The sequence below is a fragment of the Franconibacter sp. IITDAS19 genome (assembly GCF_023079515.1).
GTDB classification, from domain to species: domain Bacteria; phylum Pseudomonadota; class Gammaproteobacteria; order Enterobacterales; family Enterobacteriaceae; genus Franconibacter; species Franconibacter pulveris.
Map to the genome: position 1 here is coordinate 272054 of NZ_JALJCP010000005.1, position 24596 is coordinate 296649.

At 57.5% G+C, this 24596-nt stretch carries 14 protein-coding genes; 11 read left to right on the forward strand and 3 right to left on the reverse strand.

Translation table 11 applies throughout. The features are described from left to right. Nucleotides 1-175 precede the first annotated feature (175 nt). The 6 genes from asd to glgP all read left to right on the forward strand — a co-directional run bounded on the left by asd (nucleotide 176) and on the right by glgP (nucleotide 11011). Nucleotides 176-1282 (forward strand): aspartate-semialdehyde dehydrogenase, encoded by a 1107-nt coding sequence (gene asd, locus MT962_RS15640; protein ID WP_024559782.1) that lies wholly within the window; start codon nucleotides 176-178, stop codon nucleotides 1280-1282. Between the two features lie 267 nt (nucleotides 1283-1549). Further along, nucleotides 1550-3736, forward strand: coding sequence for a 1,4-alpha-glucan branching enzyme (gene glgB / locus MT962_RS15645; RefSeq protein WP_024557033.1), 2187 nt, complete (start codon nucleotides 1550-1552; stop codon nucleotides 3734-3736). Then, nucleotides 3733-5715, forward strand: a complete 1983-nt coding sequence (gene glgX / locus MT962_RS15650) for a glycogen debranching protein GlgX (RefSeq protein WP_024559780.1) — start codon at nucleotides 3733-3735, stop codon at nucleotides 5713-5715. The genes glgB and glgX overlap by 4 nt, the downstream gene beginning before the upstream one ends. Before the next feature lie 14 nt (nucleotides 5716-5729). Beyond that, entirely contained in the window at nucleotides 5730-7013 is a 1284-nt protein-coding gene (glgC, locus tag MT962_RS15655; RefSeq protein ID WP_024557031.1) for a glucose-1-phosphate adenylyltransferase, read from the forward strand. Nucleotides 7014-7110: 97 nt separating this feature from the next. Next, nucleotides 7111-8544, forward strand: coding sequence for a glycogen synthase GlgA (gene glgA, locus MT962_RS15660; protein ID WP_024557030.1), 1434 nt, complete (start codon nucleotides 7111-7113; stop codon nucleotides 8542-8544). Nucleotides 8545-8563: 19 nt separating this feature from the next. Then, complete coding sequence (glgP, locus tag MT962_RS15665; RefSeq protein WP_024557029.1) at nucleotides 8564-11011, forward strand: glycogen phosphorylase; 2448 nt, start codon at nucleotides 8564-8566, stop codon at nucleotides 11009-11011. 54 nt (nucleotides 11012-11065) lie between these two features. Here the strand turns inward: glgP and MT962_RS15670 are convergent, their stop codons facing one another. Together MT962_RS15670 and glpD are read right to left on the reverse strand one after the other, a co-directional pair. After that, complete coding sequence (locus MT962_RS15670; RefSeq protein WP_024557028.1) at nucleotides 11066-12622, reverse strand: sensor domain-containing diguanylate cyclase; 1557 nt, start codon at nucleotides 12620-12622, stop codon at nucleotides 11066-11068. A gap of 137 nt (nucleotides 12623-12759) precedes the next feature. Then, complete coding sequence (gene glpD / locus MT962_RS15675; RefSeq protein ID WP_024557027.1) at nucleotides 12760-14274, reverse strand: glycerol-3-phosphate dehydrogenase; 1515 nt, start codon at nucleotides 14272-14274, stop codon at nucleotides 12760-12762. Nucleotides 14275-14463: 189 nt separating this feature from the next. Here glpD and glpE point away from each other — a divergent pair, with 189 nt between their 5' ends. From glpE to MT962_RS15690, 3 genes are all read left to right on the forward strand, one after another. Then, entirely contained in the window at nucleotides 14464-14793 is a 330-nt protein-coding gene (gene glpE / locus MT962_RS15680; RefSeq protein WP_024557026.1) for a thiosulfate sulfurtransferase GlpE, read from the forward strand. Nucleotides 14794-14857: 64 nt separating this feature from the next. Beyond that, complete coding sequence (gene glpG / locus MT962_RS15685) at nucleotides 14858-15685, forward strand: rhomboid family intramembrane serine protease GlpG (RefSeq protein WP_029590580.1); 828 nt, start codon at nucleotides 14858-14860, stop codon at nucleotides 15683-15685. A 27-nt stretch (nucleotides 15686-15712) separates the two neighbouring features. Next, nucleotides 15713-16471 carry a DeoR/GlpR family transcriptional regulator gene (locus tag MT962_RS15690; RefSeq protein ID WP_024557024.1) on the forward strand — a complete coding sequence of 253 codons (759 nt, stop codon included), beginning with the start codon at nucleotides 15713-15715 and terminating at the stop codon, nucleotides 16469-16471. Nucleotides 16472-16570: 99 nt separating this feature from the next. Here the strand turns inward: MT962_RS15690 and malT are convergent, their stop codons facing one another. Then, entirely contained in the window at nucleotides 16571-19276 is a 2706-nt protein-coding gene (gene malT / locus MT962_RS15695) for an HTH-type transcriptional regulator MalT (protein WP_024557023.1), read from the reverse strand. Nucleotides 19277-19962: 686 nt separating this feature from the next. On the opposite strand from malT, the gene malP reads away from it, so the two are divergent. Then, nucleotides 19963-22365, forward strand: coding sequence for a maltodextrin phosphorylase (malP, locus tag MT962_RS15700; RefSeq protein WP_247366017.1), 2403 nt, complete (start codon nucleotides 19963-19965; stop codon nucleotides 22363-22365). A gap of 9 nt (nucleotides 22366-22374) precedes the next feature. Then, nucleotides 22375-24498 carry a 4-alpha-glucanotransferase gene (gene malQ / locus MT962_RS15705; protein WP_247366018.1) on the forward strand — a complete coding sequence of 708 codons (2124 nt, stop codon included), beginning with the start codon at nucleotides 22375-22377 and terminating at the stop codon, nucleotides 24496-24498. Nucleotides 24499-24596 lie beyond the last annotated feature (98 nt).

The window sequence follows — 24596 nt, forward strand, 5'->3', positions numbered from 1 at the left end:
ACTATTTTCCTGTATGCCATTGAGCAAGGCGTCTCAATAAGCGACTTTTCTAATGGTCACGCGATCATTGATTAATTTCACTTGCGACTTTAGCTGCATTTTGTAAGGTGAAGGAATGTTCCGGTGGGCTCACCGGGCGCACAATACGCACACACCTCTGCAGGAATGACTCGCTATGAAAAATGTTGGTTTTATCGGCTGGCGCGGTATGGTCGGCTCCGTCCTCATGCAACGCATGGTTGAGGAGCGCGATTTCGACGCCATTCGCCCCGTCTTCTTCTCCACCTCCCAGCTTGGGCAGGCCGCGCCCGCGTTCGGCGGCAAGGCTGGTGGCACGCTCCAGGACGCTTATGACCTGGAAGCGCTGAAGGCGCTCGATATTATCGTTACCTGCCAGGGCGGCGATTATACCAACGAAATTTATCCAAAGCTTCGTGAAAGCGGCTGGCAGGGGTACTGGATTGACGCGGCTTCTTCGCTTCGCATGAAAGATGACGCCATCATTATTCTTGACCCGGTGAACCAGCACGTCATTACTGAAGGGCTGAATAAAGGCGTGAAAACCTTTGTTGGCGGCAACTGTACCGTCAGCCTGATGCTGATGTCGCTGGGCGGCCTCTTTGCCAACGATCTTATCGAGTGGGTCTCTGTCGCCACCTATCAGGCGGCTTCCGGCGGCGGCGCGCGCCACATGCGGGAATTGCTGACCCAGATGGGCCTGCTGCATAACTACGTTGCCGATGAACTGGCCAACCCGGCTTCCGCCATTCTGGATATCGAGCGCAAAGTCACGGCGCTTACCCGCAGCGGAGACCTGCCGGTGGATAACTTCGGCGTGCCGCTGGCGGGCGGTCTGATCCCCTGGATAGACAAACAGCTCGACAACGGCCAGAGCCGTGAAGAGTGGAAAGGCCAGGCGGAGACAAACAAAATTCTCAACACGGCGCACACCATTCCGGTAGACGGTCTTTGCGTACGCATCGGCGCGCTGCGCTGTCACAGCCAGGCCTTCACCCTTAAATTGAAAAAAGATGTTTCTATTGCAACGGTTGAAGAGATGCTCGCTGCGCATAATCCATGGGCGAAAGTGGTGCCGAACGACCGTGAAATTACCATGCGCGAACTGACGCCGGCCGCCGTCACCGGCACGCTGACGACGCCGGTAGGCCGCCTGCGCAAGCTCAACATGGGCCCGGAATACCTCTCGGCGTTCACAGTGGGCGACCAGCTCCTGTGGGGCGCAGCGGAGCCGCTACGGCGCATGCTGCGTCAGCTGGCTTAAACCTTGATATTAAGGGAGCGATTATCGCTCCCTTTTTTGTGTCTGTAAGCGAAGGATTAACGCTGATGATCACTATTTTTAGCAGGAGTAAAATTACGTGTTGGCTATGCTTAGGGTAAGGCGGAATTAACGCGCCAAACCTCAAGGTGGAACGGAGCAGAAAAGGGCCATTTATCTCTGCCCGTTCAGGTCAATAAAAAAGTGCCGCTACCGGACGCGAAGGCGTAAGGCTGGAGAGGGGCGGCACAAAAAAACAGGATGAATGCCATGTCTGATCGTGTAGATAGAGACGTGATTAATGCGCTTATCGCAGGCCACTTTGCGGATCCCTTTTCCGTACTCGGCATGCATAAAACCGAAGCTGGACTGGAAGTCCGCGCGCTCCTTCCCGATGCCACCGAAGTGTGGGTCATTGAACCAAAAACCGGACGCAAGGTAGGAAAACTTGAATGCCTTGATTCCCGAGGTTTTTTTAGCGGCGTTCTGCCGCGACGCAAAAATTTTTTCCGCTATCAGCTGGCGGTTATCTGGCACGGGCAACAGAATCTGATCGATGACCCTTACCGTTTCGGACCGCTGCTGCAGGACCTGGACGTCTGGCTGCTTTCTGAGGGCACCCACCTTCGCCCTTATGAAACGCTGGGCGCGCATGCGGAGACGATGGACGGCGTCACCGGCACGCGCTTTTCAGTATGGGCGCCTAACGCTCGCCGCGTTTCGGTCGTGGGGCAGTTTAACTACTGGGACGGCCGTCGCCACCCGATGCGTCTGCGTAAAGAGAGCGGCATCTGGGAGCTTTTCATTCCCGGCGCCCATAACGGCCAGCTTTATAAATTCGAGCTAATCGATGCCGAAGGAAACCTGCGCATTAAAGCGGACCCGTATGCGTTTGAAGCGCAAATGCGCCCGGAGACCGCCTCGCTGATTTGCGGTCTGCCGGAAAAGACGCCGATTACTCCGGCGCGCCAGAAGGCGAATCAGTTTGACGCGCCCATCTCCATTTATGAGGTTCATCTGGGTTCATGGCGCCGTCACCCGGAAAGCAACTTCTGGTTGAGCTATCGCGAGCTGGCGGAGCAACTGGTGCCTTACGTTAAAGGCATGGGCTTTACCCACATTGAACTGCTGCCGATTAACGAGCACCCCTTTGACGGCAGCTGGGGCTATCAGCCCACCGGCCTGTATGCCCCGACCCGCCGCTTCGGCACGCGTGACGACTTTAAATACTTTATTAACGCCGCGCATGCCGCCGGCCTGAACGTGATCCTCGACTGGGTGCCCGGCCACTTTCCTTCAGACGATTTCGCCCTCGCCAAATTCGACGGCACTGAGCTGTATGAGCACAGCGACCCGCGTGAAGGCTATCACCAGGACTGGAACACGCTTATCTACAACTATGGTCGGCGCGAAGTGAGCAACTTCCTGGTGGGCAACGCCCTTTACTGGATTGAGCGCTTCGGCATTGACGCGCTGCGCGTGGATGCGGTGGCCTCAATGGTTTATCGCGACTACAGCCGCGCGCCGGGCGAGTGGATCCCGAACGAGCACGGCGGGCGTGAAAACCTTGAAGCGATTGAATTCCTGCGCAACACCAACCGCATCATTGGCGAACAAGTCTCCGGCGCCGTCTCGATGGCGGAAGAGTCGACTGATTTCGGCGGCGTGACCCGTCCGCCGTCAACAGGCGGCCTCGGCTTCTGGTACAAGTGGAATATGGGCTGGATGCACGACAGCCTGAATTACATGAAGCTCGATCCTATTCACCGCCAGTACCATCACGACCAGATGTCTTTCGGCATGGTCTACAACTACTCGGAAAACTTCGTGTTGCCGCTGTCGCACGATGAAGTGGTGCATGGCAAAAAATCGATTCTGGATCGCATGCCGGGCGACGCCTGGCAGAAGTTCGCTAACCTGCGCGCTTACTACGCCTGGATGTGGGCCTTCCCGGGCAAAAAACTGCTGTTTATGGGTAACGAATTCGCCCAGGGGCGTGAATGGAACCACGACAGCAGCCTAGACTGGCACCTGCTGGAGGGGGGCGACAACTGGCACCACGGCGTACAGCGCCTGGTGCGCGACCTGAACTTCGCTTATCGCCACCATAAGGCGCTGCACGAGCTGGACTACGACCCGTATGGCTTTGAATGGCTGGTAGTGGAAGACCGCGCGAACTCCGTATTTGTTTTCGTCCGCCGCGACAGGCAGGGCAATGAAATTATTGTTGCCAGCAACTTTACGCCGGTAGTGCGTCACAATTACCGCTTCGGCATTAACCAGCCTGGCCGCTGGCGCGAAGAGGTCAATACCGACTCCATTCACTATCATGGCAGCAACGCCGGTAATGGCGGGGCGGTGGAGAGCGAGGCGATTCCAAGCCATGGTCATGATCATTCCCTTTCCCTGACGCTGCCGCCGCTGGCCACCATCTGGCTGGTACGGGAGGGTGAATGACGCAGTTGCAGGAGGGGCAACCCGCGCCGCCTGGCGCGCACTATGACGGTCATGGCATTAATTTCACCCTCTTTTCCGCTCACGCGGAAAAGGTGGAGCTGTGTGTTTTCGACGACGACGGCAACGAGCAGCGTTATGCGCTGCCTGGACGCAGCGGCGACATCTGGCATGGCTATCTGCCGAAGGCCAGGCCCGGCGTGCGCTACGGTTATCGCGTGCACGGTCCCTGGGATCCGCGCAACGGGCATCGCTTCAACCCGGCCAAGCTGTTGCTGGACCCCTGCGCGCGGGTAGTGGTTGGACGTACCGCCGACGAACCGCGCCTGCACGGCGGCCATGATGAACCCGATCTTCGCGATAATGTTGATGTCATGCCGAAAGCGGTCGTCATGCAGGATCGTTACGACTGGGAGGACGATGAGCCGCCGGGTACTCCCTGGTGCAGCACAGTCGTTTATGAGGCGCATGTGCGCGGCCTGACACTGCGCCATCCGGATATTCCGGAGGAGATTCGCGGCACCTATGCGGCGCTCGCGCATCCCGTCATGCTCGACTACTTTAAACGGCTGGGCATTACGGCGCTGGAGTTGCTGCCTGTTCAGCACTACGCCAGCGAAATGCGTCTGCATCGGCTCGGCCTGACGAACTACTGGGGTTATAACCCGCTGGCGCTCTGGAGCGTTGAGCCGCGTTACGCCGTCAACCAGAACCCTTTCGGCGCGCTGGATGAGTTTCGCGACGCCGTGAAAGCGCTGCACAAAGCGGGTATCGAAGTCATTCTCGATATTGTATTGAATCACAGCGCGGAGGCGGACCTCGACGGGCCGACCTTCTCTCTGCGCGGAATCGATAACCGTAGCTATTATTGGTTAAGGAGCGACGGCGATTATGAGAACTGGACCGGCTGCGGCAACACCCTCAACCTCAGCAATCCAGGGGTGGTCGACTATGTGATGGGGTGCCTGAAGTTCTGGGTCGAAGAGTGCCACGTCGACGGTTTCCGCTTCGATCTCGCGACGGTGATGGGGCGTACGCCCGAGTTTCGCCCCGACGCGCCGCTGCTGGAAGCGATTAAAAACGATCCGCACCTCTCCCGCGTCAAGCTTATCGCCGAAGCGTGGGATGTCGGGCCGAACGGCTATCAGGTAGGCGCCTTTCCGGCCTCTTTCATGGAGTGGAACGACCGCTTTCGCGACGCCATGCGCTGCTTCTGGCTGCATGACGCGCTGACTCTTGGCGATTTCGCTGAAAGCTTCGCGGGCTCCAGCGCGCTCTTTCGCCGCAACGATCGTCCTGCCTGCGCTTCCGTTAACTTCATTACGGCGCATGATGGTTTCACGCTGCGCGACTGTGTCAGCTTTAACCATAAGCACAACGAAGCCAACGGCGAAGATAACCGGGACGGCCATAACCATAACCATACTAACAACCATGGTTATGAGGGGCTTGGCGGTAATCTGGATACGATTGAACGGCGGCGGGTGAGTACTCACGCGCTGCTGCTTTCGCTTTTGCTGTCACGTGGCACGCCGATGCTGCTGGCCGGGGACGAACATGGCCATAGCCAGCATGGCAATAACAACGCCTACTGCCAGGATAACGAACTGACCTGGATGGACTGGGAGCAGGCGGATGAGGGATTAATTAATTTCACGGCGGCATTGATACATCTGAGAAAGAGTATCCCGGCGCTTACCTGCCAGGCATGGTGGGATGAGGATGACGGCAATGTTCGCTGGCTAAACAACGAGGCGCAGCCTCTGAGGACCGACGAGTGGCAAGGCGGAATTCGTCGCATGCAGATCCAGCTTTCCGATCGTTGGTTAATTACGATTAACGCCACCGCAGAAGTCGGCGACATCGTATTACCCGAAGGGGAATGGCGTGCTATCCCCCCATTTGCCGGAGAGGATAATCCGGTCGTAATGGCTGTATGGCATGGGCCCGCGCACGGTGTGTGCGTATTCCAGAAGTCATAAATAAGGAGTCAGTCATGGTAAGGTTTGAGAAGAACGATCCTCTGATGTTGGCAAGACAGCTGCCCTTAAAATCTGTCGCACTTATTCTGGCTGGCGGGCGTGGCACACGACTGAAAGACCTCACTACGACTCGCGCCAAACCTGCCGTTCACTTCGGCGGGAAATTCCGCATCATCGATTTTGCCCTATCCAACTGCATTAACTCGGGCATTCGACGTATCGGGGTTATTACCCAGTACCAGTCTCATACGCTGGTGCAGCACATTCAGCGCGGCTGGTCGTTTTTCAGCGAAGAGATGAACGAGTTCGTCGATTTGCTGCCCGCCCAGCAGCGCGTCCATGGGGAAAACTGGTATCGCGGTACGGCGGACGCTGTGACGCAAAACCTCGACATCATCCGCCGTTATAAAGCGGAATATGTCGTTATTCTCGCAGGCGACCATATCTACAAACAGGACTATTCGCGCATGCTTATCGACCACGTCGAAAAAGGCGCGCGCTGCACGGTAGCCTGTTTGCCGGTCCCCAAAGCGGAGGCGACGGCGTTCGGCGTCATGGCGGTGGATGAAAACGACAGGGTTATCGACTTCGTTGAGAAGCCGGCCAACCCGCCTACCATGCCTGGCGACGACACGAAATCGCTCGCCAGCATGGGGATTTACATCTTTGATGCCGACTATCTCTACGAGTTGCTGGAAGAAGACGACAAGGATGAGAAATCCAGCCACGATTTCGGTAAAGACATTATTCCGAAAGTGACCCGCTCGGGCGAAGCGTTCGCCCATCCGTTCCCGCTCTCCTGCGTGCAGTCTGACCCGGACGCCGAGCCGTACTGGCGCGACGTAGGGACGCTCGAAGCTTACTGGAAAGCGAACCTCGACCTGGCCTCGGTCACGCCGGAACTGGATATGTACGACCACAACTGGCCGATTCGCACCCATATGGAATCGTTGCCGCCAGCGAAATTTGTGCAGGACCGCTCCGGCAGTCACGGCATGACGCTCAACTCGCTCGTCTCCGGCGGCTGCATTATTTCCGGCTCCGTTGTCGTGCAATCCGTGCTTTTCCCCAGAGTGCGCATAAACTCATTCTGTAACATCGACTCGGCGGTGCTGTTGCCCGATGTCTGGGTAGGCCGCTCCTGTCGCCTGCGTCGCTGTGTTATCGACCGGGCCTGTGTTATCCCTGAAGGCATGGTGATAGGTGAAAACGCTGAGGAAGACGCTCGCCGTTTCTACCGTTCCGAAGAGGGAATTGTGTTAGTGACGCGCGAAATGCTGGCCCGTTTAGCGGGTTGATTCGCGCAGGGAGGTAAACCGCGCGCGGAAGGCTCCGCGCGTTGTGTTTTTCACGTTCGGCGCGCTGTTCGCGCTGAATCTTTGAACGGGAGCGATAATGCAGGTCTTACATGTATGTTCTGAAATATTCCCTCTGCTGAAAACCGGCGGACTGGCAGACGTTATCGGCGCATTACCTGCTGCGCAAATTGCCGGAGGGGTGGATACTCGTGTGCTGTTGCCCGCGTTTCCTGATATTCGTCGCGGCATTACCGATGCCCGGATTGTGGCGCGCAGGGAGACCTTCGCGGGTGAAATCACGCTTTTGTATGGACACTTTAACGGGGTTGGCATTTACCTTATTGACGCCCCGCACTTATACGATCGTCCCGGAAGCCCGTATCACGATACCAACCTTTACGCCTATACCGACAACGTGATTCGCTTCGCGCTGCTGGGGTGGGTGGGCAGCGAAATGGCCTGCGGGCTGGATCCTTACTGGCATCCTGACGTGGTGCACGCGCACGACTGGCATGCGGGGCTGGTGCCTGCTTATCTGGAGCTGCGCGGTCGTCCGGCGAAATCGGTCTTCACTGTACATAACCTGGCCTACCAGGGGATGTTCTTCGCGCAACACATGGATGACATTCAACTGCCGTGGTCTTTCTATGATGTGGAGGGGCTGGAGTTCAACGGCCAAATCTCCTTCCTGAAAGCGGGGCTATACTATGCAGACCATATCACAGCGGTAAGCCCGACCTACGCGCGTGAAATTACTGAGCCGCAGTACGCTTACGGGCTGGAGGGGCTGTTACGCCAGCGCCACCGCGAAGGCCGGCTTTCCGGCATTCTCAACGGCGTGGATGAGAACATCTGGGACCCGGCGCACGATCTCCTGCTCGCCTCGCGCTATACCCGCGATACGCTGGAGGAGAAGGCGGAAAACAAACGCCAGTTGCAAATTGCGATGGGCCTGAAGGTTAACGATAAAGTGCCGCTGTTCGCCGTGGTGAGCCGTCTTACCAGCCAGAAAGGGCTGGACCTGGTGCTCGAGGCGCTGCCGGGGCTGCTGGAGCAGGGCGGTCAGCTGGCGCTGCTCGGCGCGGGCGACCCGGTGCTCCAGGAAGGCTTTCTCGCCGCCGCCGCGGAACATCCGGGGCAGGTGGGCGTGCAAATCGGCTATCACGAAGCGTTTTCACACCGCATCATGGGCGGCGCGGACGTCATTCTGGTGCCGAGTCGTTTCGAACCGTGCGGTCTTACACAACTTTATGGCCTGAAGTATGGAACACTGCCGCTTGTGCGGCGCACGGGGGGCCTTGCGGATACCGTTTCCGACAGCTCGCTGGAGAACTTAGCAGACGGAATTGCCAGTGGATTCGTCTTTGAGGACAGTAATGCCTGGTCGCTTTTGCGGGCGATTCGGCGTGCTTTCGTGTTGTGGTCCCGCCCTTCGCTCTGGCGTTTTGTTCAGCGTCAGGCGATGGGCATGGATTTTAGCTGGCAGGTCGCCGCGCAGTCTTATCGCGATCTCTATCAACGCTTGTTGTAACCATCCAGGAATCACGTAAATGAATGCACCGTTTAGCTATGCGTCACCTACGCTGAGCGTCGAGGCGCTAAAACATTCCATTGCCTATAAGCTGATGTTCACCATAGGCAAAGACCCGGCCATCGCCAATAAACACGAGTGGCTGAACGCCACGCTGTTCGCGGTGCGTGACCGCATGGTTGAACGCTGGCTGCGCTCTTACCGGGCGCAGCTGTCGCAGGAAGTGCGCCAGGTTTACTATCTATCGATGGAGTTTCTGATTGGCCGCACCTTGTCTAACTCGCTGCTTTCACTCGGTATTTATGAAGATGTGAAAAACGCGCTGGAGGAGATGGGGCTGGATCTGGAAGAGTTGATCGACGAAGAGAACGACCCCGGGCTTGGCAACGGCGGCCTGGGACGTCTCGCCGCCTGCTTCCTTGACTCGCTCGCCACGCTCGGCCTGCCGGGTCGCGGCTACGGCATTCGCTACGATTACGGCATGTTCAAGCAGAACATCGTCGACGGCCAGCAAAAAGAGTCGCCGGACTACTGGCTCGAATATGGCAACCCATGGGAGTTTGAGCGCCACAATACGCGCTACAAAGTGCGTTTCGGCGGGCGTATCCAGCAGGAGGGCAAACGCACCCGCTGGGTCGAGACCGAAGAAATTCTCGCCGTCGCTTATGACCAGATTATTCCCGGTTACGACACCGACGCCACCAACACGCTGCGCTTGTGGAGCGCCCAGGCGAGTAGCGAAATCAACCTCGGTAAATTCAACCAGGGGGATTACTTCGCGGCGGTGGAAGATAAAAACCACTCGGAAAACGTATCGCGCGTTCTCTACCCGGATGATTCGACCTATTCGGGGCGTGAGTTGCGCCTGCGTCAGGAGTACTTCCTGGTGTCGGCCACTATTCAGGACATCCTGAGCCGTCACTATCAGCTGCATAAAACCTACGCCAACCTGGCGCAGAAAGTCGCTATTCACCTGAATGACACGCACCCGGTGCTCTCTATTCCGGAGCTCATGCGGGTGCTGATTGACGAGCATAAGTTCGGCTGGGACGAGGCGTTCGAGACGACCTGCCAGGTTTTCTCTTACACCAACCATACGCTGATGAGCGAAGCGCTGGAGACGTGGCCGGTGGATATGCTGGGTAAAATCCTGCCGCGCCATCTGCAGATTATTTTCGAAATTAACGACTACTTCCTGAAAACCCTTCAGGAGCAGTACCCCACGGATACCGGCCTGCTGAGTCGTGTCTCGATCATCGACGAATCGGGCGGTCGCCGCGTGCGCATGGCGTGGCTTGCGGTGGTGGTGAGCCATAAAGTGAACGGCGTATCCGAGCTGCACTCCAATCTGATGGTGCAGTCGCTGTTCGCCGACTTCGCGAAAATCTTCCCGATGCGCTTTACCAACGTCACCAACGGCGTGACGCCGCGCCGCTGGCTGGCGCTGGCCAACCCGTCGCTTTCGGAAGTGCTGGATAAAAACATCGGCCGCACCTGGCGCACCGATCTCAGCCAGCTAAGCGAGCTTGAGCAGCATATTGACTATCCGTCGGTGAACCAGCAGGTGCGCAACGCCAAGCTTGCCAACAAGCGCCGGCTCGCCGTCTGGATAGCGCAGCAGCTCAACGTGGTGGTAAACCCGAAAGCGCTGTTTGACGTGCAGATCAAACGCATCCACGAATATAAGCGTCAGCTGATGAACGTGCTGCACGTTATCACTCGCTACAACCGCATCAAAGCGGACCCGGAAGCTGACTGGGTGCCGCGCGTGAACATCTTCGCCGGGAAAGCGGCGTCGGCCTATTACATGGCCAAGCACATCATTCACCTGATTAACGACGTGGCGCAGGTCATCAACAACGACCCGCAGGTGAAAGACAAGCTGAAGGTGGTCTTTATCCCTAACTACAGCGTCAGTCTTGCGCAGCTAATCATTCCGGCGGCGGATCTCTCTGAGCAGATCTCGCTTGCCGGGACGGAGGCGTCCGGCACCAGCAACATGAAATTCGCCCTTAACGGCGCGCTGACCATCGGCACGCTGGATGGCGCGAATGTTGAGATGCTGGAGCATGTTGGTCCCGAAAATATCTTTATCTTCGGTAACACCGCCGATGAGGTGGAAGCGCTGCGTCGGCAGGGCTATAACCCGCGCGACTACTACGATAAAGATGAAGAGCTGCGCCAGGTACTGACGCAGATTGGCACCGGCGTCTTCAGCCCTAACGACCCGGGCCGCTACCGCGACCTGGTGGATTCGCTAATTAACTTTGGCGACCACTATCAGGTGCTGGCGGATTACCGCAGCTATGTAGACTGCCAGGATAAAGTGGATGAGCTTTACAACCAGCAGGAAGAGTGGACCACGCGGGCGATGCATAATATCGCCAACATGGGTTACTTCTCCTCTGACCGGACCATTCAGGAATATGCCGATAACATCTGGAATATTAAGCCGGTGCGCCTGTAACCGCTGACAGCGCAGCCCGCAGATAAAAAGCCAGAGCATTCGCTCTGGCTTTTTTTATGCCTCCAGCGGAGAGGGCGGCAGGTCGCAGCGTCCGCTTTGCGTCGCGATACAGTCGCGACCCGCGTGCTTCGCCTGATAAAGCGCCTCGTCGGCCATATTCTTCAGCGTGGCGACACTGGCTGATTCGCCGGCTACGGTGCCCACGCCCGCGCTTATGGTCAGGAATTTTGTCGCAAGCTGTGTCGCCGGATGCGGCAGCGCCGCGTTGCGAACCGCCATCACTGCACGCAGCGCAACCTGTTCCGCCGCATATTCGCTGGCGCCAGGCAGAATAATGGCGAACTCCTCGCCGCCGTAGCGGGAAACCCGGTCGGTATTGCGCAGCGGCAGATAACGCAGGATTTCGCCTACCGCCGCGAGGCACTGATCGCCCGCCACATGGCCTAAGGTATCGTTATAAGCCTTAAAGAAGTCGATATCGCACAGGATGAGCGAAACCGGCACGCCGGTTTTCGTCGAGCGCGCTACGCACTGCTCAAGATAGATATCGAACTGACGCCGGTTGCCAAGGCCGGTTAAGCCATCCACCAGCGCCAGGTCCTGCAAAATATGGTTGGAGCGGGTCAGTTCGTCACGCAGCACGATAAGCTCGCGCTGATAGCGCAGACTGGCGCGGATTTGGCGCAGCACCAGAATGCCGAACACAAACACCGCGCACAGCAGGACGCCGTTGAGCGCCAGCACCGGCAGGTTATTGCGCCACCACACCGCCCGCAGCGAGCTGCGGTCATAGCCTGCGGAGACGACCAGCGGATAGCGCGCCAGGCTCGCATAGCCAAAAATGCGCGTTACGCCGTCCAGCGCCGAACGCCAGGTGCCGCCGCCTACCGGGCTGATTTTGAGCATGCGGGTGAAAAGCGGGCTGGAGGCCAGCGTCTTATTGATAAACGCGTCGGAGAAAGGGCGGACGTAAAGCACGGTGCTGTCGGCAAGCGTCAGGCCCAGCGTGTCGGTGGGGCCCATTTCGTAGTAACCATAAAACTGACGGAAATAATCCACGCGGATAGTGGCCAGCGCCACGCCGCGAAAGCGTCCCTCATTATTATTAAGCCGCACGGAAACGGGAATCACCAGATCGCCCGTTGAGCGGCTGCGGATAACCCGACCGATATGCAGCCTGTCGTCATTATGCTGGCTATGCCAGGTGAAATAATCCCTGTCGGCGTTATTCGCCTGCGCCGGAACATAGCTGCTGGAGGTGGCGAGCCAGTCGCCTTGCGTATCGTAGACAAAAAGGCCGTGCAACTGCGGAAGCTGCCGCTGCTGCTGGGCGAGCAGGCCGCGTATGCCGCGCCAGGCGGCCGGATTAGCAAAAATGTCATCCGCCCGGCGCGACATTTCATCCAGCGTTAACTGCACCTGCAAAAAGGTATCTTCCGCCTGACGCGCCAGCGAAATCGACTGGTTTCGCGCCTGACGCTCCGTCTCTTCAACATTATGTTGCCACGACTGCCAGAGCGACCAGCCGCTGATAACCGTCACCGCGAGCGTTATCAGCAGCAGGAAAGTCAGCATCACCGTATCCGGCGCGCGTATAGTCTTCGACCGCAAAATCTTCTCCCTCTCTTTAAGCGGGAAAGTATAAGCGCAGGGACGATGTTTTATACCTAACCGTTACGGTAAGCATGAACCACAGCAGAAAATCCGGCGTCCGGGCAGGGTGCCCGAACGCGCTTTTCGGATAAACCTCAGGAGGCGAGAGAGAGGGCGACGCGGCCTTTCGATTGATGCGCTTCAAGCCACTGCGCCACGCGGGATTGCTCTTCCGCGTTCAGCCACATGCCAAGCTTGGTGCGACGCCACAGCGCGTCGTCCAGGCGGCGCACCCATTCGTGTTCGACCAGGTAACGCAGTTCGGCTTCATACAGCTCATGGCCGAAATGCTCGCCCAGCGCGCTGATGTCGGTTGCACCATTAAGAATAAGCTCGCTGTTGCTGCCGTAGGTACGCGCAAAGCGACGGGCCAGCGACTCGCTGATAAACCCGTAGCGGCGGCGCAGCTGCGCGGCATAAGCGTCGCGATCGCCGTTGATCTCGCCGCCCGGCAGTACGCCGTTTTTCGTCCAGGCTTCGCCCATCGTCGGGTACCAGGGTTTCAGTTTTTCCAGCGCATGCTCGGCAAGTTTACGGTACGTAGTCAGCTTGCCGCCAAACACAGAAAGCAGGGGCGCTTTGCCGTTTTCGTCGCGGATATCCAGCGTGTAATCGCGAGTGATAGCCTGCGGCGAATCTGACTCGTCGTCGCAAAGCGGACGCACCCCGGAATAGGTCCAGACCACGTCGTCGCGGCCCAGCTGCTTTTTAAAGTGCGCGTTATAGACCTTCAGCAGGTAGCTGATTTCGCTTTCATCGATGGCCACCTGTTTGGGGTCGCCTTTGTACTCCACGTCGGTGGTGCCGATGATAGAAAACTCATCCATCCATGGGATAACGAAGACGATACGCTTATCTTCGTTTTGCAGGATGTAAGCCTGCTTCTGGGTATGGACGCGCGGCACCACGATATGGCTGCCTTTGATAAGCCGGATGCCGTAAGGGGAAGGCAGCTCCAGGCCGTTGTCGAAGAAGCTTTTCACCCACGGCCCGGTGGCGTTCACCAGTCCCCGGGCGCGCCAGGTAAAGGTTTCGCCGGTATCAACATCTTCGCCCTGCACGATCCACTCGCCGTTTTCACGCTTCGCGGAAGTGGCGCGAGTGCGGGTTAATACTTCGCCGCCTTTTTTCTGCACCATCTGCGCGTTCGCCAGCACCATGCGCGCATCGTCCACCCAGCAGTCAGAATATTCGAATCCGCGCGTTATCTCAGGCTTGAGGACCGAATCCGCGCCAAAACGCAAACCGGTAGAGCCAGGCAGGCTGGTGCGCTTGCCCAGATGATCATACATAAACAGGCCAACGCGGATCATCCACGCCGGGCGCAGGTGAGGGCGGTGCGGCAGGCGAAAGCGCATCGGGAAAGCGATGTGCGGGGCCATTTTCAGCAATACTTCACGCTCGGCGAGCGCTTCGCTCACCAGGCGGAACTCGTAGTGCTCCAGGTAGCGCAGGCCGCCGTGAATAAGTTTAGAGCTGGCGGAGGAGGTGGCGCAGGCGAGATCCTGCGCTTCCAGCATCAGTACGGAAAGCCCGCGCCCGGCGGCGTCTGCCGCGATACCGGCACCGTTGATGCCCCCACCTATCACAATCAGATCTTTGGTTTCCATACTGCCCTCATTCACTTTCGTTAAAGCTCAAAAATGTTCGATATCGCTCATAATAGCAAACAAACGCGCTTTTGGTAACAGTAAAAAAACAATTCAATGTGATATGAATAACAATATGGCGTCCTGATAGGGTTCCCACGTAAACTTAAGGCCAAGAGCCTTTGTCCTGTACCAACGATGAGAAGCACCATGGATCAATTTGAATGTATTAATGTGGAAGAAGCGCACCAGAGACTTCACCAGGGCAGCGCGGTTCTGGTCGATATCCGCGATCCGCAGAGTTATGAGCTGGGCCATACGCCGGGCGCGTTCCACCTGACCAACGCCACGCTGGTTAACTTTATGCAGAACACCGATTTTGATACGCCGGTAATGGTGATGTGCTATCACGGCAACAGCAGCAAAGGCGCGGCGCAATATCTCCTGCAACAGGGATATGACCAGGTCTACAGCGTGGACGGCGGTTTCGACGCCTGGCACCGTCATTTTCCGGCGGAAGTGGCGCGCGGCGAGGAGTAATTGTCGGTAGCGGCCCTTTTACCCGGTATACTCATCGCATTTTCCGCTAACGAAAGAGCAGGCGATGTTAATTACCTCTTTTGCTAATCCGCGCATGGCGCAGGCGTTTGTCGATTACATGGCGACGCAGGGCGTCACGCTGACCATTAAGCCGCAGCAGGAGTATGAAGTCTGGCTTGCCGATGAGAGCCAGGCGGAACGGGTGCAGGCTGAACTGGCGCGCTTTCAGCAAAACCCCTATGACCCGCGCTATCTGGCCGCCAGCTGGCAGACCGGGCAGGCGGGCAGCCATTTGCAGTATCGACGCTTTCCTTTTTTCGCCACCGTGCGCCAGAACGCCGGACCGCTCACGCTGCTGGTGATGGCGGCGTGCATCGTGGTCTATCTGCTGATGCAGGCGGTCGGCGACCAGATAATAATGGTGTGGCTGGCCTGGCCGTTCGACCCTTCGCTGAAATTCGAGGCGTGGCGTTATTTCAGCCACGCTTTGCTGCACTTCTCCATACTGCACATCACTTTCAACCTGTTATGGTGGTGGTATCTGGGCGGCCCGGTGGAAAAGCGCCTCGGCAGCGGCAAGCTGCTGACGCTGTTTCTTATCGCTGCGCTGTTAAGCGGTTTTATCCAGCATTACTATAGCGGCGCGTGGTTTGGCGGCCTTTCCGGCGTGGTTTACGCGCTGATGGGCTATGTCTGGCTGCGCGGCGAGCGCGATCCGCAAAGCGGGCTGCATATGCCGCGCGGGCTGCTCGCTTTCGCTATTATCTGGCTGATTGCGGGCTGGTTTGATCTCTTTGGCCTTTCTGTCGCCAACGCGGCGCATGTCACCGGGTTGCTGGTTGGGCTGGCGATGGCGCTGACGGATACCCTTCATGCGCGAAAACGAACATAAAATCCGGGGATACTTCAGGAGAAGAGTGTGAAGCAAACACAACGTCATGACGCGATTATCGAACTGGTAAAAAAGCAGGGCTATGTCAGCACGGAAGAACTGGTCGAGCAGTTTGCGGTTAGCCCGCAGACTATTCGCCGCGACTTAAACGATCTGGCCGATCAGAACATGATCCTGCGCCACCACGGCGGCGCCGCCTTGCCTTCCAGTTCGGTCAATACCCCCTGGCACGATCGTAAAGCGACGCAGACGGCGGAAAAAGAGCGTATCGCCCGGCGCGTGGCAAGCCAGATCCCCAACGGCGCCACCCTGTTTATCGACATCGGCACGACGCCGGAAGCGGTGGCTCACGCGCTGCTTGATCACAACAATTTACGTATCGTGACGAATAACCTGAACGTGGCGAACACGCTGATGGCGAAAGAGGACTTCCGTATTATCCTCGCGGGCGGCGAACTGCGCAGCCGCGACGGCGGCATTATCGGCGAAGCGACGCTCGATTTTATCTCTCAGTTCCGTCTCGACTTCGGCATTCTCGGCATCAGCGGCATCGACAGCGATGGCTCGCTGCTGGAGTTCGACTACCACGAAGTGCGCACCAAGCGCGCCATTATCGAAAACTCCCGCCACGTGATGCTGGTGGTGGACCATTCCAAGTTCGGCCGTAACGCGATGGTTAACCTCGGCAGCATCAATCTGGTAGACGCGGTGTATACGGATGTCATGCCGCCAGCAGGCGTGATGAAGGTGATTAGCGAGAATAATGTGCAGCTGGAGCTGTGCTGAGAATGGGGTAACGGCGGGCAGCGCTCTGGTAAATCAGGCATGAACGATTACGTTCGCCAGAGCGCTGACTGACTAATTCGCTATGCAGCGGGGATACCGTTAAACCCCATATCCCATCATCTTCAGTAGCTGCTGGGCATGTTGTACGGCATCCTGGCGGTGCGCTACGCCGAGCTTCTGGTACAGGTTGCGAATGTGCGTCTTGATGGTGGTCGCCGCCACTTCAAGCTCGCCGGCTATTTGATCGTTGCTGTAGCCGGAATAAATCAGCCCCAGCACCTGCCATTCGCGCTGAGTAAGCGGGCTGGTACGGATAAGCTCCGGCACCTCCGGGTGCGTCAGCAGACGGTTAACAAAGCTCTCGTCGAAGTGGGCGAATTTATGGCGATGATGCTGGTTAATTTCACGCAAAATGCGCTGCGCGCGGTGTTGCTCCAGCTCTGGCAGCGTATTGAGCTGAATGAGCTGGCGAAGTTGCTGCGCCATCGCTTCGCCCTCAATCACAAAGTGGCTGATGAAGCCGGTGCGGTTGGCGAGCGTCAACGCTTCCATCAGCACCCGTTGGGCGTCGCTCTTGCGTCCTGCCTGCCAGTAGAGTTGGTTAAGCAGCAGCAGGTTGCGGTTGATGTCGCTCATCAGCCGCAGGCCGCGGGCGTTTTCGTTCAGCTCTTCCAGCACCATCTCCGCCGGGTCGTAATCGCCAAGCAGGATCTGCACCCGGGCGATGTTGCGCCACTGGCTTTGCAGAAAATGATTATTAGCGAAAGCGGGTTTCGGCGTCTGACGCAGCCAGTTGGCGGCCGATTTTTTATCCCCCGTCATCTGCCAGTAAATGACGCGAACCTTATCGGCGTTCGACACCCAGTCTGTGTGATAAGGGCCATTGCCAAGCAAGTTTTCCAGACGATTCAGGTGGCTGCGAGCGTTGTCGAGATCCCCGCGCGCCAGCGAACACTGCACAAGCAGCGCCAGACACTGAAGCTGCTGCTGCGGCTGATAGCCCGACAGCACGTCCATGCCCATGCGCGCCGACGCTTCGGCTTCATCAAGGCGCGACCAGGCCCACAGCAACTGCGCGCGAATGCGCAGTAAAAATTCATGCAGCGGCAGTTGCTCAAGATGCTGCTCGCGGATAAGCGTGAAGGCTTTATCCTGGGTCTCCCAGGCGGCCTGCAAAAAGCCCTGGGCGAAAAGAATTTCGCTTTGCTGGATAAGACTCCAGAGCGCGTAATGCCAGACGTCGTGTCGGCGCGCCATCTGCTCCGTTTGCTGCATCGTCGAGAGCGATCTCGTGAGTTCGCCTTTGCAGTGCAGCACTTCGCCGTGCACCGAGGTCGCCACAATGCGGCTGTAAAAACTCGCCAGCGGCAAGGTGTCGAGCGCGATCATCGCCAGCCGCTCCGCCTCTTCCGGGTCGCCGTCGTTGATGGCGACCTGCGCGCGCAGGGCGTTAAATTCGCCATGCAGCGTTTCGTCCATCGCCTCCTGCATCTCCTGCTCGGCGCGCGCCAGCAACGTATTCACTTCGCTATAACGGTGCTGGCTTTGCATCAGCCAGGCCTGCAACAGCACTAGTTTAGGATTAGCAAGCAGGCTCTCCCACGGCAGCGCCTTGAGCGACTCTTCAAGCAGCGCCAGCTCGCTGTGGTTAAACAGACCCCACGCATGATTAAGCAGAATATCGCGCAACATACGGGAATCGCCCGCCGCCAGCGCGTGGTGAATCGCCTCGCTCGGGAAGCCTTGCGCCATCCAGCTTTCCGCTGCCGCGCGGTGAATATCCGGCAGCTCTGTTGCCAGTTCCCACTGGCAACGCTGGCGCAAAAAGCCGCCAAACAGCGGGTGATAGCTAAACCATTCGCCCGAGTCGTCCATGCGCTGCAAAAACAATCCCTGGCGTTCAATCTCTTCCAGCCGCATCTGGCCGTTTTCTTCACCCGTTACGCGCACGATCAGCGCGTCGTTCATCGAACGCAGCAGCGAGCTTTTCAGCAGGAACTGGCGCGTGCTGTCGTCTACGTTATCGAGCACCTCATCCACCAGATAATCGGAGAGATGGGAGGCGTTAATGCCCGCCAGGCGACGCGCGGAATGATGCGCGGAACTGGCGCTCTGACGCGCCGACAGGGCGATAAGCTGCAGGGCGGTGGCCCAGCCTGCCACATCGTCGCACAGGCGACTGCTTTCAGCAGGCTCGATAGGGGAGTTAAGGCGGCAGTCGAAAAATTGTTTCGCCTCCTGGTGCGTAAAAGCGAGCTGCTGACTGCCGATTTCCAGCAGCTGGTCACGTACGCGCAGATTAGCGATGCCAAGCTGCGGCAGATTGCGTGAGAGCACCACCAGCGTCAGGTTTTCCGGCTGATGACGCAGGAAAAAGCGCATCGCTTCGTGAATAACCGGGTTAGAAATGAGGTGGTAGTCGTCTATCACCAGATAGAGCGGACGCTCCCACTGCGCAAGCTCAATAAAGAGTTGCGAGAAAAGCGATGAGAGGCTGGCGTACTGGCGCTTTTGCGCCATCACCTCGCTGCTGACACAGTGTCCGCCCGTCGCCTGTTGCACGGCGGCAATGAGATAGCTGGCAAAACGTTCCTGCTGATTATCGCCTTCGTCAAGCGAGTACCAGCCCAGCTCGTTTTTACCTGCGGCCCACTGGGAGACCAGCGTTGTTTTACCGTATCCGGCCGGGCTGGTAATCAGCGCCAGACGATAATTGTTGGCGCCGGATAATTTAGCCAGCAGACGGTCGCGTACTACGGTGTGCTCCAGACGAACCGGGCGACTTAATTTAGACGGTATCAACATAATCGGTCACTTCACTGTGCAGGAATCAGGAGGAATGGAGAATTTTTTTGTGCCTCGTAATTAATGCTGATTATAAGGTCGTTCAGAACGGGAATTATTGCAAGTTATGTCCGGTTTCTGAGAGCTTAAAGTTGCTCTCTGTCACACTTCTATTTATTAGTTCAATAAATTTCACCCGATAGTAGCAAAGCGCCGTCTGGTGCGGCCTGGCGCGCAATGTTGGCCGTTACAGGCAAAGGGGGAATAAAGACTTCGCGCCGCCAGATTACGGCTATTTGCGTATTTACTGATGCAAAAATAATCAATTCTCAGCGATCGGTAAATTTTGTTTACTTTATTTAAAACGGTGATTAATTATTTCTGTTCATTAATTGTTTTTCAAAACGTTATTTCATAAAAATAAAACGTAAACCTTTAGGTCCATTTTTTATCTTTTCCATCCACCACCAAAAACAAATAAGCGCAGGGCGCGTCAGTAAAGAAGAGCGCTATTTTTGGGTGTTTCCGAAGTGATGGTTTGCACGGTTTTTTGCCGCTCCGGGCGGCTTTAAGTGCCGCCGATCACAGTTTTCGCTACTCCCCGCTACTCCTCCCCGTCTAATACCTGGCAGGATGAGGAAGTTAGCCAGGGGGCGCGGCACACTATTATAAAAGATGTTTATTTTGCTACAGGATCCCGATTCCCTATGTCACAGCCTATTTTTAACGAAGAACAATTTCAGGCCGCCCTGACGCGCCAGTGGCAGCAGTTTGGTTTAACGTCTGCAAAAGAAATGACCACGCGCCAGTGGTGGCACGCGGTAAGCGGCGCGCTGGCGGAAATGCTCGCCGCTCAGCCTGCGGTAAACAACACCTCTGCTCAGCGCCACGTTAATTACATTTCCATGGAGTTCCTGATTGGCCGTCTGACCGGTAATAACCTCCTGAATCTTGGCTGGTATTCGCAGGTTGCAGGACTGCTTGAGGCCCATGATGTCAACCTGAGCGATTTGCTGGAAGAGGAGATCGATCCGGCGCTCGGCAACGGCGGGCTTGGCCGCCTCGCCGCCTGCTTTTTGGATTCGATGGCAACCGTTGGCCAGCCCGCCACCGGTTACGGCCTGAACTATCAGTACGGCCTGTTCCGCCAGTCTTTTGACGACGGCAAGCAGATGGAGGCGCCGGATAACTGGCATCGCGGCAGCTATCCGTGGTTTCGCCACAATGAACAACTGGACGTGCAGGTAGGTATCGGCGGCAAAGTGGTGAAGGAAGGCAAAACGTCGCGCTGGCAGCCTGGGTTTATCATTACCGGCCAGGCATGGGACTTGCCAGTGATAGGTTATCGCAACGGCGTGACGCAGCCGCTGCGCCTGTGGCAGGCCACGCACGCGCACCCGTTCGATCTCACGCGCTTTAACGACGGCGACTTCCTGAAGGCGGAGCAGCAGGGCATCGACGCCGATAAACTCACCAAAGTGCTCTACCCGAACGACAACCACCTGGCCGGTAAAAAGCTGCGCCTGATGCAGCAATATTTCCAGTGCGCTTGTTCGGTTGCGGATATCCTGCGTCGTCATCACCTGGCGGGGCGTAATCTGCACGATCTGGCGGACTATGAAGTTATCCAGCTTAACGATACCCACCCTACCATCGCGATTCCCGAACTGCTGCGCGTCCTTATTGATGAGCACCAGTTGAGTTGGGATGAAGCCTGGGCTATCACCAGCAAAACGTTCGCCTACACCAACCATACGCTCATGCCGGAAGCGCTGGAGACCTGGGATGAACGCCTGGTGCGCACGCTGCTGCCGCGGCACATGCAAATCATCAAAGAGATTAACGCCCGCTTTAAGAAGCTGGTGCAAAAGACCTGGCCTAACGATGAAGCCGTATGGGCGAAACTGGCGGTGGTGCATGCCAACCAGGTGCGTATGGCGAACCTGTGCGTGGTCAGCGGCTTTGCGGTAAACGGCGTGGCGGCGCTGCACTCCGATCTGGTGGTGAAAGATCTCTTCCCGGAATATCACACGCTCTGGCCGAACAAATTCCATAACGTCACCAACGGTATTACCCCCCGGCGCTGGATTAAGCAGTGCAACCCAGCGCTGGCGGCGCTGATTGATAAAACGCTGAAAAAAGAGTGGGTGAACGACCTCGATGCGCTGTCAGGGCTGGAGAAGTATGCCGACGACGCGGCTTTCCGCAAGGCTTACCGCGCCATTAAGCAGGAAAACAAAGTTCGCCTGGCGGCCTTTGTGAAAGCCCGCACCGGCATAGAAATTAACCCGAATGCGCTCTTCGACGTGCAGATTAAGCGCCTGCATGAATACAAGCGTCAGCACCTTAATCTGCTGCATATCCTCGCGCTTTATAAAGAGATCCGTGAGAACCCGCAGGCGGACCGCGTGCCTCGCGTGTTCCTGTTCGGCGCAAAAGCGGCGCCGGGCTACTACCTGGCGAAAAACATTATCTTCGCCATTAATAAAGTGGCGGAAGCGGTAAACAACGACCCGCTCGTGGGCGACAAGCTGAAGGTGGTTTTCCTGCCGGACTACAACGTGTCGGTGGCGGAGAAGATGATCCCGGCGGCGGATCTTTCCGAGCAGATCTCCACCGCAGGCAAAGAAGCGTCCGGCACCGGCAACATGAAGCTGGCGCTGAACGGCGCGTTAACCGTCGGCACGCTGGATGGCGCTAACGTTGAGATTGCCGAACAGGTTGGCGAAGAGAACATTTTTATTTTCGGCCATACCGTGGAAGAGGTGAAAGCGCTGAAGGCCAAAGGCTACGACCCGGTGAAATGGCGTAAAAAAGACAAGCTGCTCGACGCAGTCCTTAAAGAGCTTGAAAAGGGCGTTTACAGCGACGGCGACAAGCACGCGTTCGACCTCATGCTGCGCAGCATGGACAAACAGGGCGGCGATCCTTATCTGGTCATGGCGGATTTCAACGCCTATGTGAAAGCGCAGCGAGAGGTGGATGTGCTCTATCGCGATGAGGAAGCCTGGACGCGCGCGGCTATACTCAACACGGCGCGTTGCGGCATGTTCAGCTCGGACCGGTCGATTCGCGATTACCAACAACGTATCTGGCAGGCGAAACGCTAAGGATAATTCATGGATAGCAAACGCCTGGATAATGCCGCTCTGGGAGCGGGCATTGCAGCGAACTACATCAATGCGCACGGCAAACCGCAGGCTATTGGCGCTGAAACCAAGCAGCGTTTGCTGGACGCGATGAACCGTACCGCCGTCAGCGCGAATAAACGCGTGGCGGCGACGCCGGTGCCGAATGTGAAAGTGTTCATCCGGGGCAACCGGATGCAGTTTTCTCTTGAGGGGAAAGGGGACTATCAGTGGCTGCTCGACACCGAACAGGGGCAGCAGCACACCGGCGAGGCGAAAGGCGGTGAAACGCTTGTCCTGCCTACGCGTCTGCCGCTGGGCTATCACACGCTGACGCTGACGCAGCAGAAAAAGCGCTGGGAATGCCGGGTCATCGTCGCGCCTAAGCGCTGTTATGAGCCGCAGCCGCTGCTGGATGGCAAGAAACTCTGGGGCGCCTGCGTGCAGCTTTACACGCTGCGCTCAGAAGCCAACTGGGGGATCGGCGATTTTGGCGATCTGAAAAAGATGCTGGCGGAAGTCGGCGAGCGGGGCGGGGCGTTTATCGGCCTCAACCCGATCCACGCGCTTTACCCGGCGAACCCGGAAAGCGCCAGCCCCTACAGCCCCTCTTCCCGCCGCTGGCTCAATGTGATTTATATCGACGTGAACGCGGTGGAGGATTTTCACTTAAGCGAAGAGGCGCAGGCCTGGTGGCGGCTTCCTACCACGCAGCAATCGCTGCAGGCGGCCCGCGACGCGCAGTGGGTGGATTACGCCACCGTCACGGCGCTGAAACTCACCGCGCTGCACATGGCATGGAAACGCTTTTCCACCCGCAGCGAGGAAGATGAGCAGGCTCTGGCGTTTCACGCGTTTGTCGCCGAGCAGGGGGAGAGCCTTTACTGGCAGGCGGCGTTCGACGCGCTGCACGCCGCGCAAATGAAAGAAGACAAAATGCGCTGGGGCTGGCCCGTCTGGCCTGAGGCTTACCGGGACATTCACAGCCCGGAGGTTAACGCGTTTTGCGAAGCGCAGGCTGATGAGGTTAATTTTTACCTCTGGCTGCAATGGCTGGCTTATACCCAGTTCGCCGGGTGCTGGCAAACCAGTCAACAGCATGAAATGCCGATAGGCCTCTATCGCGACCTTGCGGTAGGCGTGGCGGAAGGGGGTGCGGAAACCTGGCGCGATCGGGAGCTCTACTGCCTGAAAGCGTCCGTCGGCGCGCCGCCGGATATTCTTGGGCCGCTTGGGCAGAACTGGGGCCTGCCGCCGATGGATCCGCACATTATTGCCGCGCGCGGCTACGAGCCTTTTGTGGAGCTGCTGCGCGCTAATATGAAGAACTGCGGCGCGCTGCGTATCGACCACGTTATGTCGATGTTGCGCCTGTGGTGGATCCCCTACGGCGAGACGGCGGATAAAGGCGCCTATGTGCACTATCCGGTAGACGATCTGCTCGCTATCCTGGCGCTGGAAAGCCAGCGTCATCGCTGTATGGTTATCGGCGAAGATCTCGGCACCGTGCCGGCGGAGATTGTCGGCAAGCTGCGCAGCACCGGTGTTTACTCTTATAAGGTGCTCTACTTCGAGAGCGACCATGAGAAGCAGTTCCGCGCGCCGAAAGCCTGGCCGGTGCAGTCGATGGCGGTTGCCACCACCCATGACCTGCCGACGCTGCGCGGCTACTGGGAAAGCGGTGACCTGACGCTTGGTAAAACGCTTGGCCTGTATCCGGATGCCGAGGTGCTGCACGGCCTGTATGAAGATCGCGAGCGCGCCAAACAGGGCCTGCTGGAGAGCCTGCATAAATCTGGCTGTCTGCCGAAGCGAACCGGACATAACGCGTCGTTAATGAAGATGACCTCCACGCTAAACCGCGGGCTGCAACGCTACATCGCCGACAGCAACAGCGCGCTGCTTGGCCTGCAACCGGAGGACTGGCTGGATATGGCGGAGCCGGTGAACATCCCGGGCACCAGCTATCAGTATAAAAACTGGCGGCGCAAACTCTCGACAAGCCTTGAGCAGATGTTCGCCGATGAGGGTGTCAACCGGCTAATTAAGGATCTCGATAATCGCCGTAAAAAAGCGGCGATGGCGAGCTCGCCTGCCGGTAAGCGCAAGAAATAAAAAAAGCCCGCGCAATGCGGGCTTTTTTATAACTGGACGCCGGGGTAAAAGCGGATGGCGCTGCGCTTATCCGCCCCGTGGGCCCTGGCGTTAAAGGT

What these genes read in the sequence shown, in the direction of transcription:
- glgC (WP_024557031.1), top strand. Translation starts at nt 5,730, where the DNA reads ATGGTAAGGTTTGAGAAGAACGATCCTCTGATGTTGGCAAGACAGCTG.
- glgA (WP_024557030.1), top strand. Translation starts at nt 7,111, where the DNA reads ATGCAGGTCTTACATGTATGTTCTGAAATATTCCCTCTGCTGAAAACC.
- glpD (WP_024557027.1), bottom strand. Translation starts at nt 14,274, where the DNA reads ATGGAAACCAAAGATCTGATTGTGATAGGTGGGGGCATCAACGGTGCC.
- glpE (WP_024557026.1), top strand. Translation starts at nt 14,464, where the DNA reads ATGGATCAATTTGAATGTATTAATGTGGAAGAAGCGCACCAGAGACTT.
- glpG (WP_029590580.1), top strand. Translation starts at nt 14,858, where the DNA reads ATGTTAATTACCTCTTTTGCTAATCCGCGCATGGCGCAGGCGTTTGTC.
- malP (WP_247366017.1), top strand. Translation starts at nt 19,963, where the DNA reads ATGTCACAGCCTATTTTTAACGAAGAACAATTTCAGGCCGCCCTGACG.
- malT (WP_024557023.1), bottom strand. Translation starts at nt 19,276, where the DNA reads ATGTTGATACCGTCTAAATTAAGTCGCCCGGTTCGTCTGGAGCACACC.
- asd (WP_024559782.1), top strand. Translation starts at nt 176, where the DNA reads ATGAAAAATGTTGGTTTTATCGGCTGGCGCGGTATGGTCGGCTCCGTC.
- malQ (WP_247366018.1), top strand. Translation starts at nt 22,375, where the DNA reads ATGGATAGCAAACGCCTGGATAATGCCGCTCTGGGAGCGGGCATTGCA.
- glgB (WP_024557033.1), top strand. Translation starts at nt 1,550, where the DNA reads ATGTCTGATCGTGTAGATAGAGACGTGATTAATGCGCTTATCGCAGGC.
- glgX (WP_024559780.1), top strand. Translation starts at nt 3,733, where the DNA reads ATGACGCAGTTGCAGGAGGGGCAACCCGCGCCGCCTGGCGCGCACTAT.
- glgP (WP_024557029.1), top strand. Translation starts at nt 8,564, where the DNA reads ATGAATGCACCGTTTAGCTATGCGTCACCTACGCTGAGCGTCGAGGCG.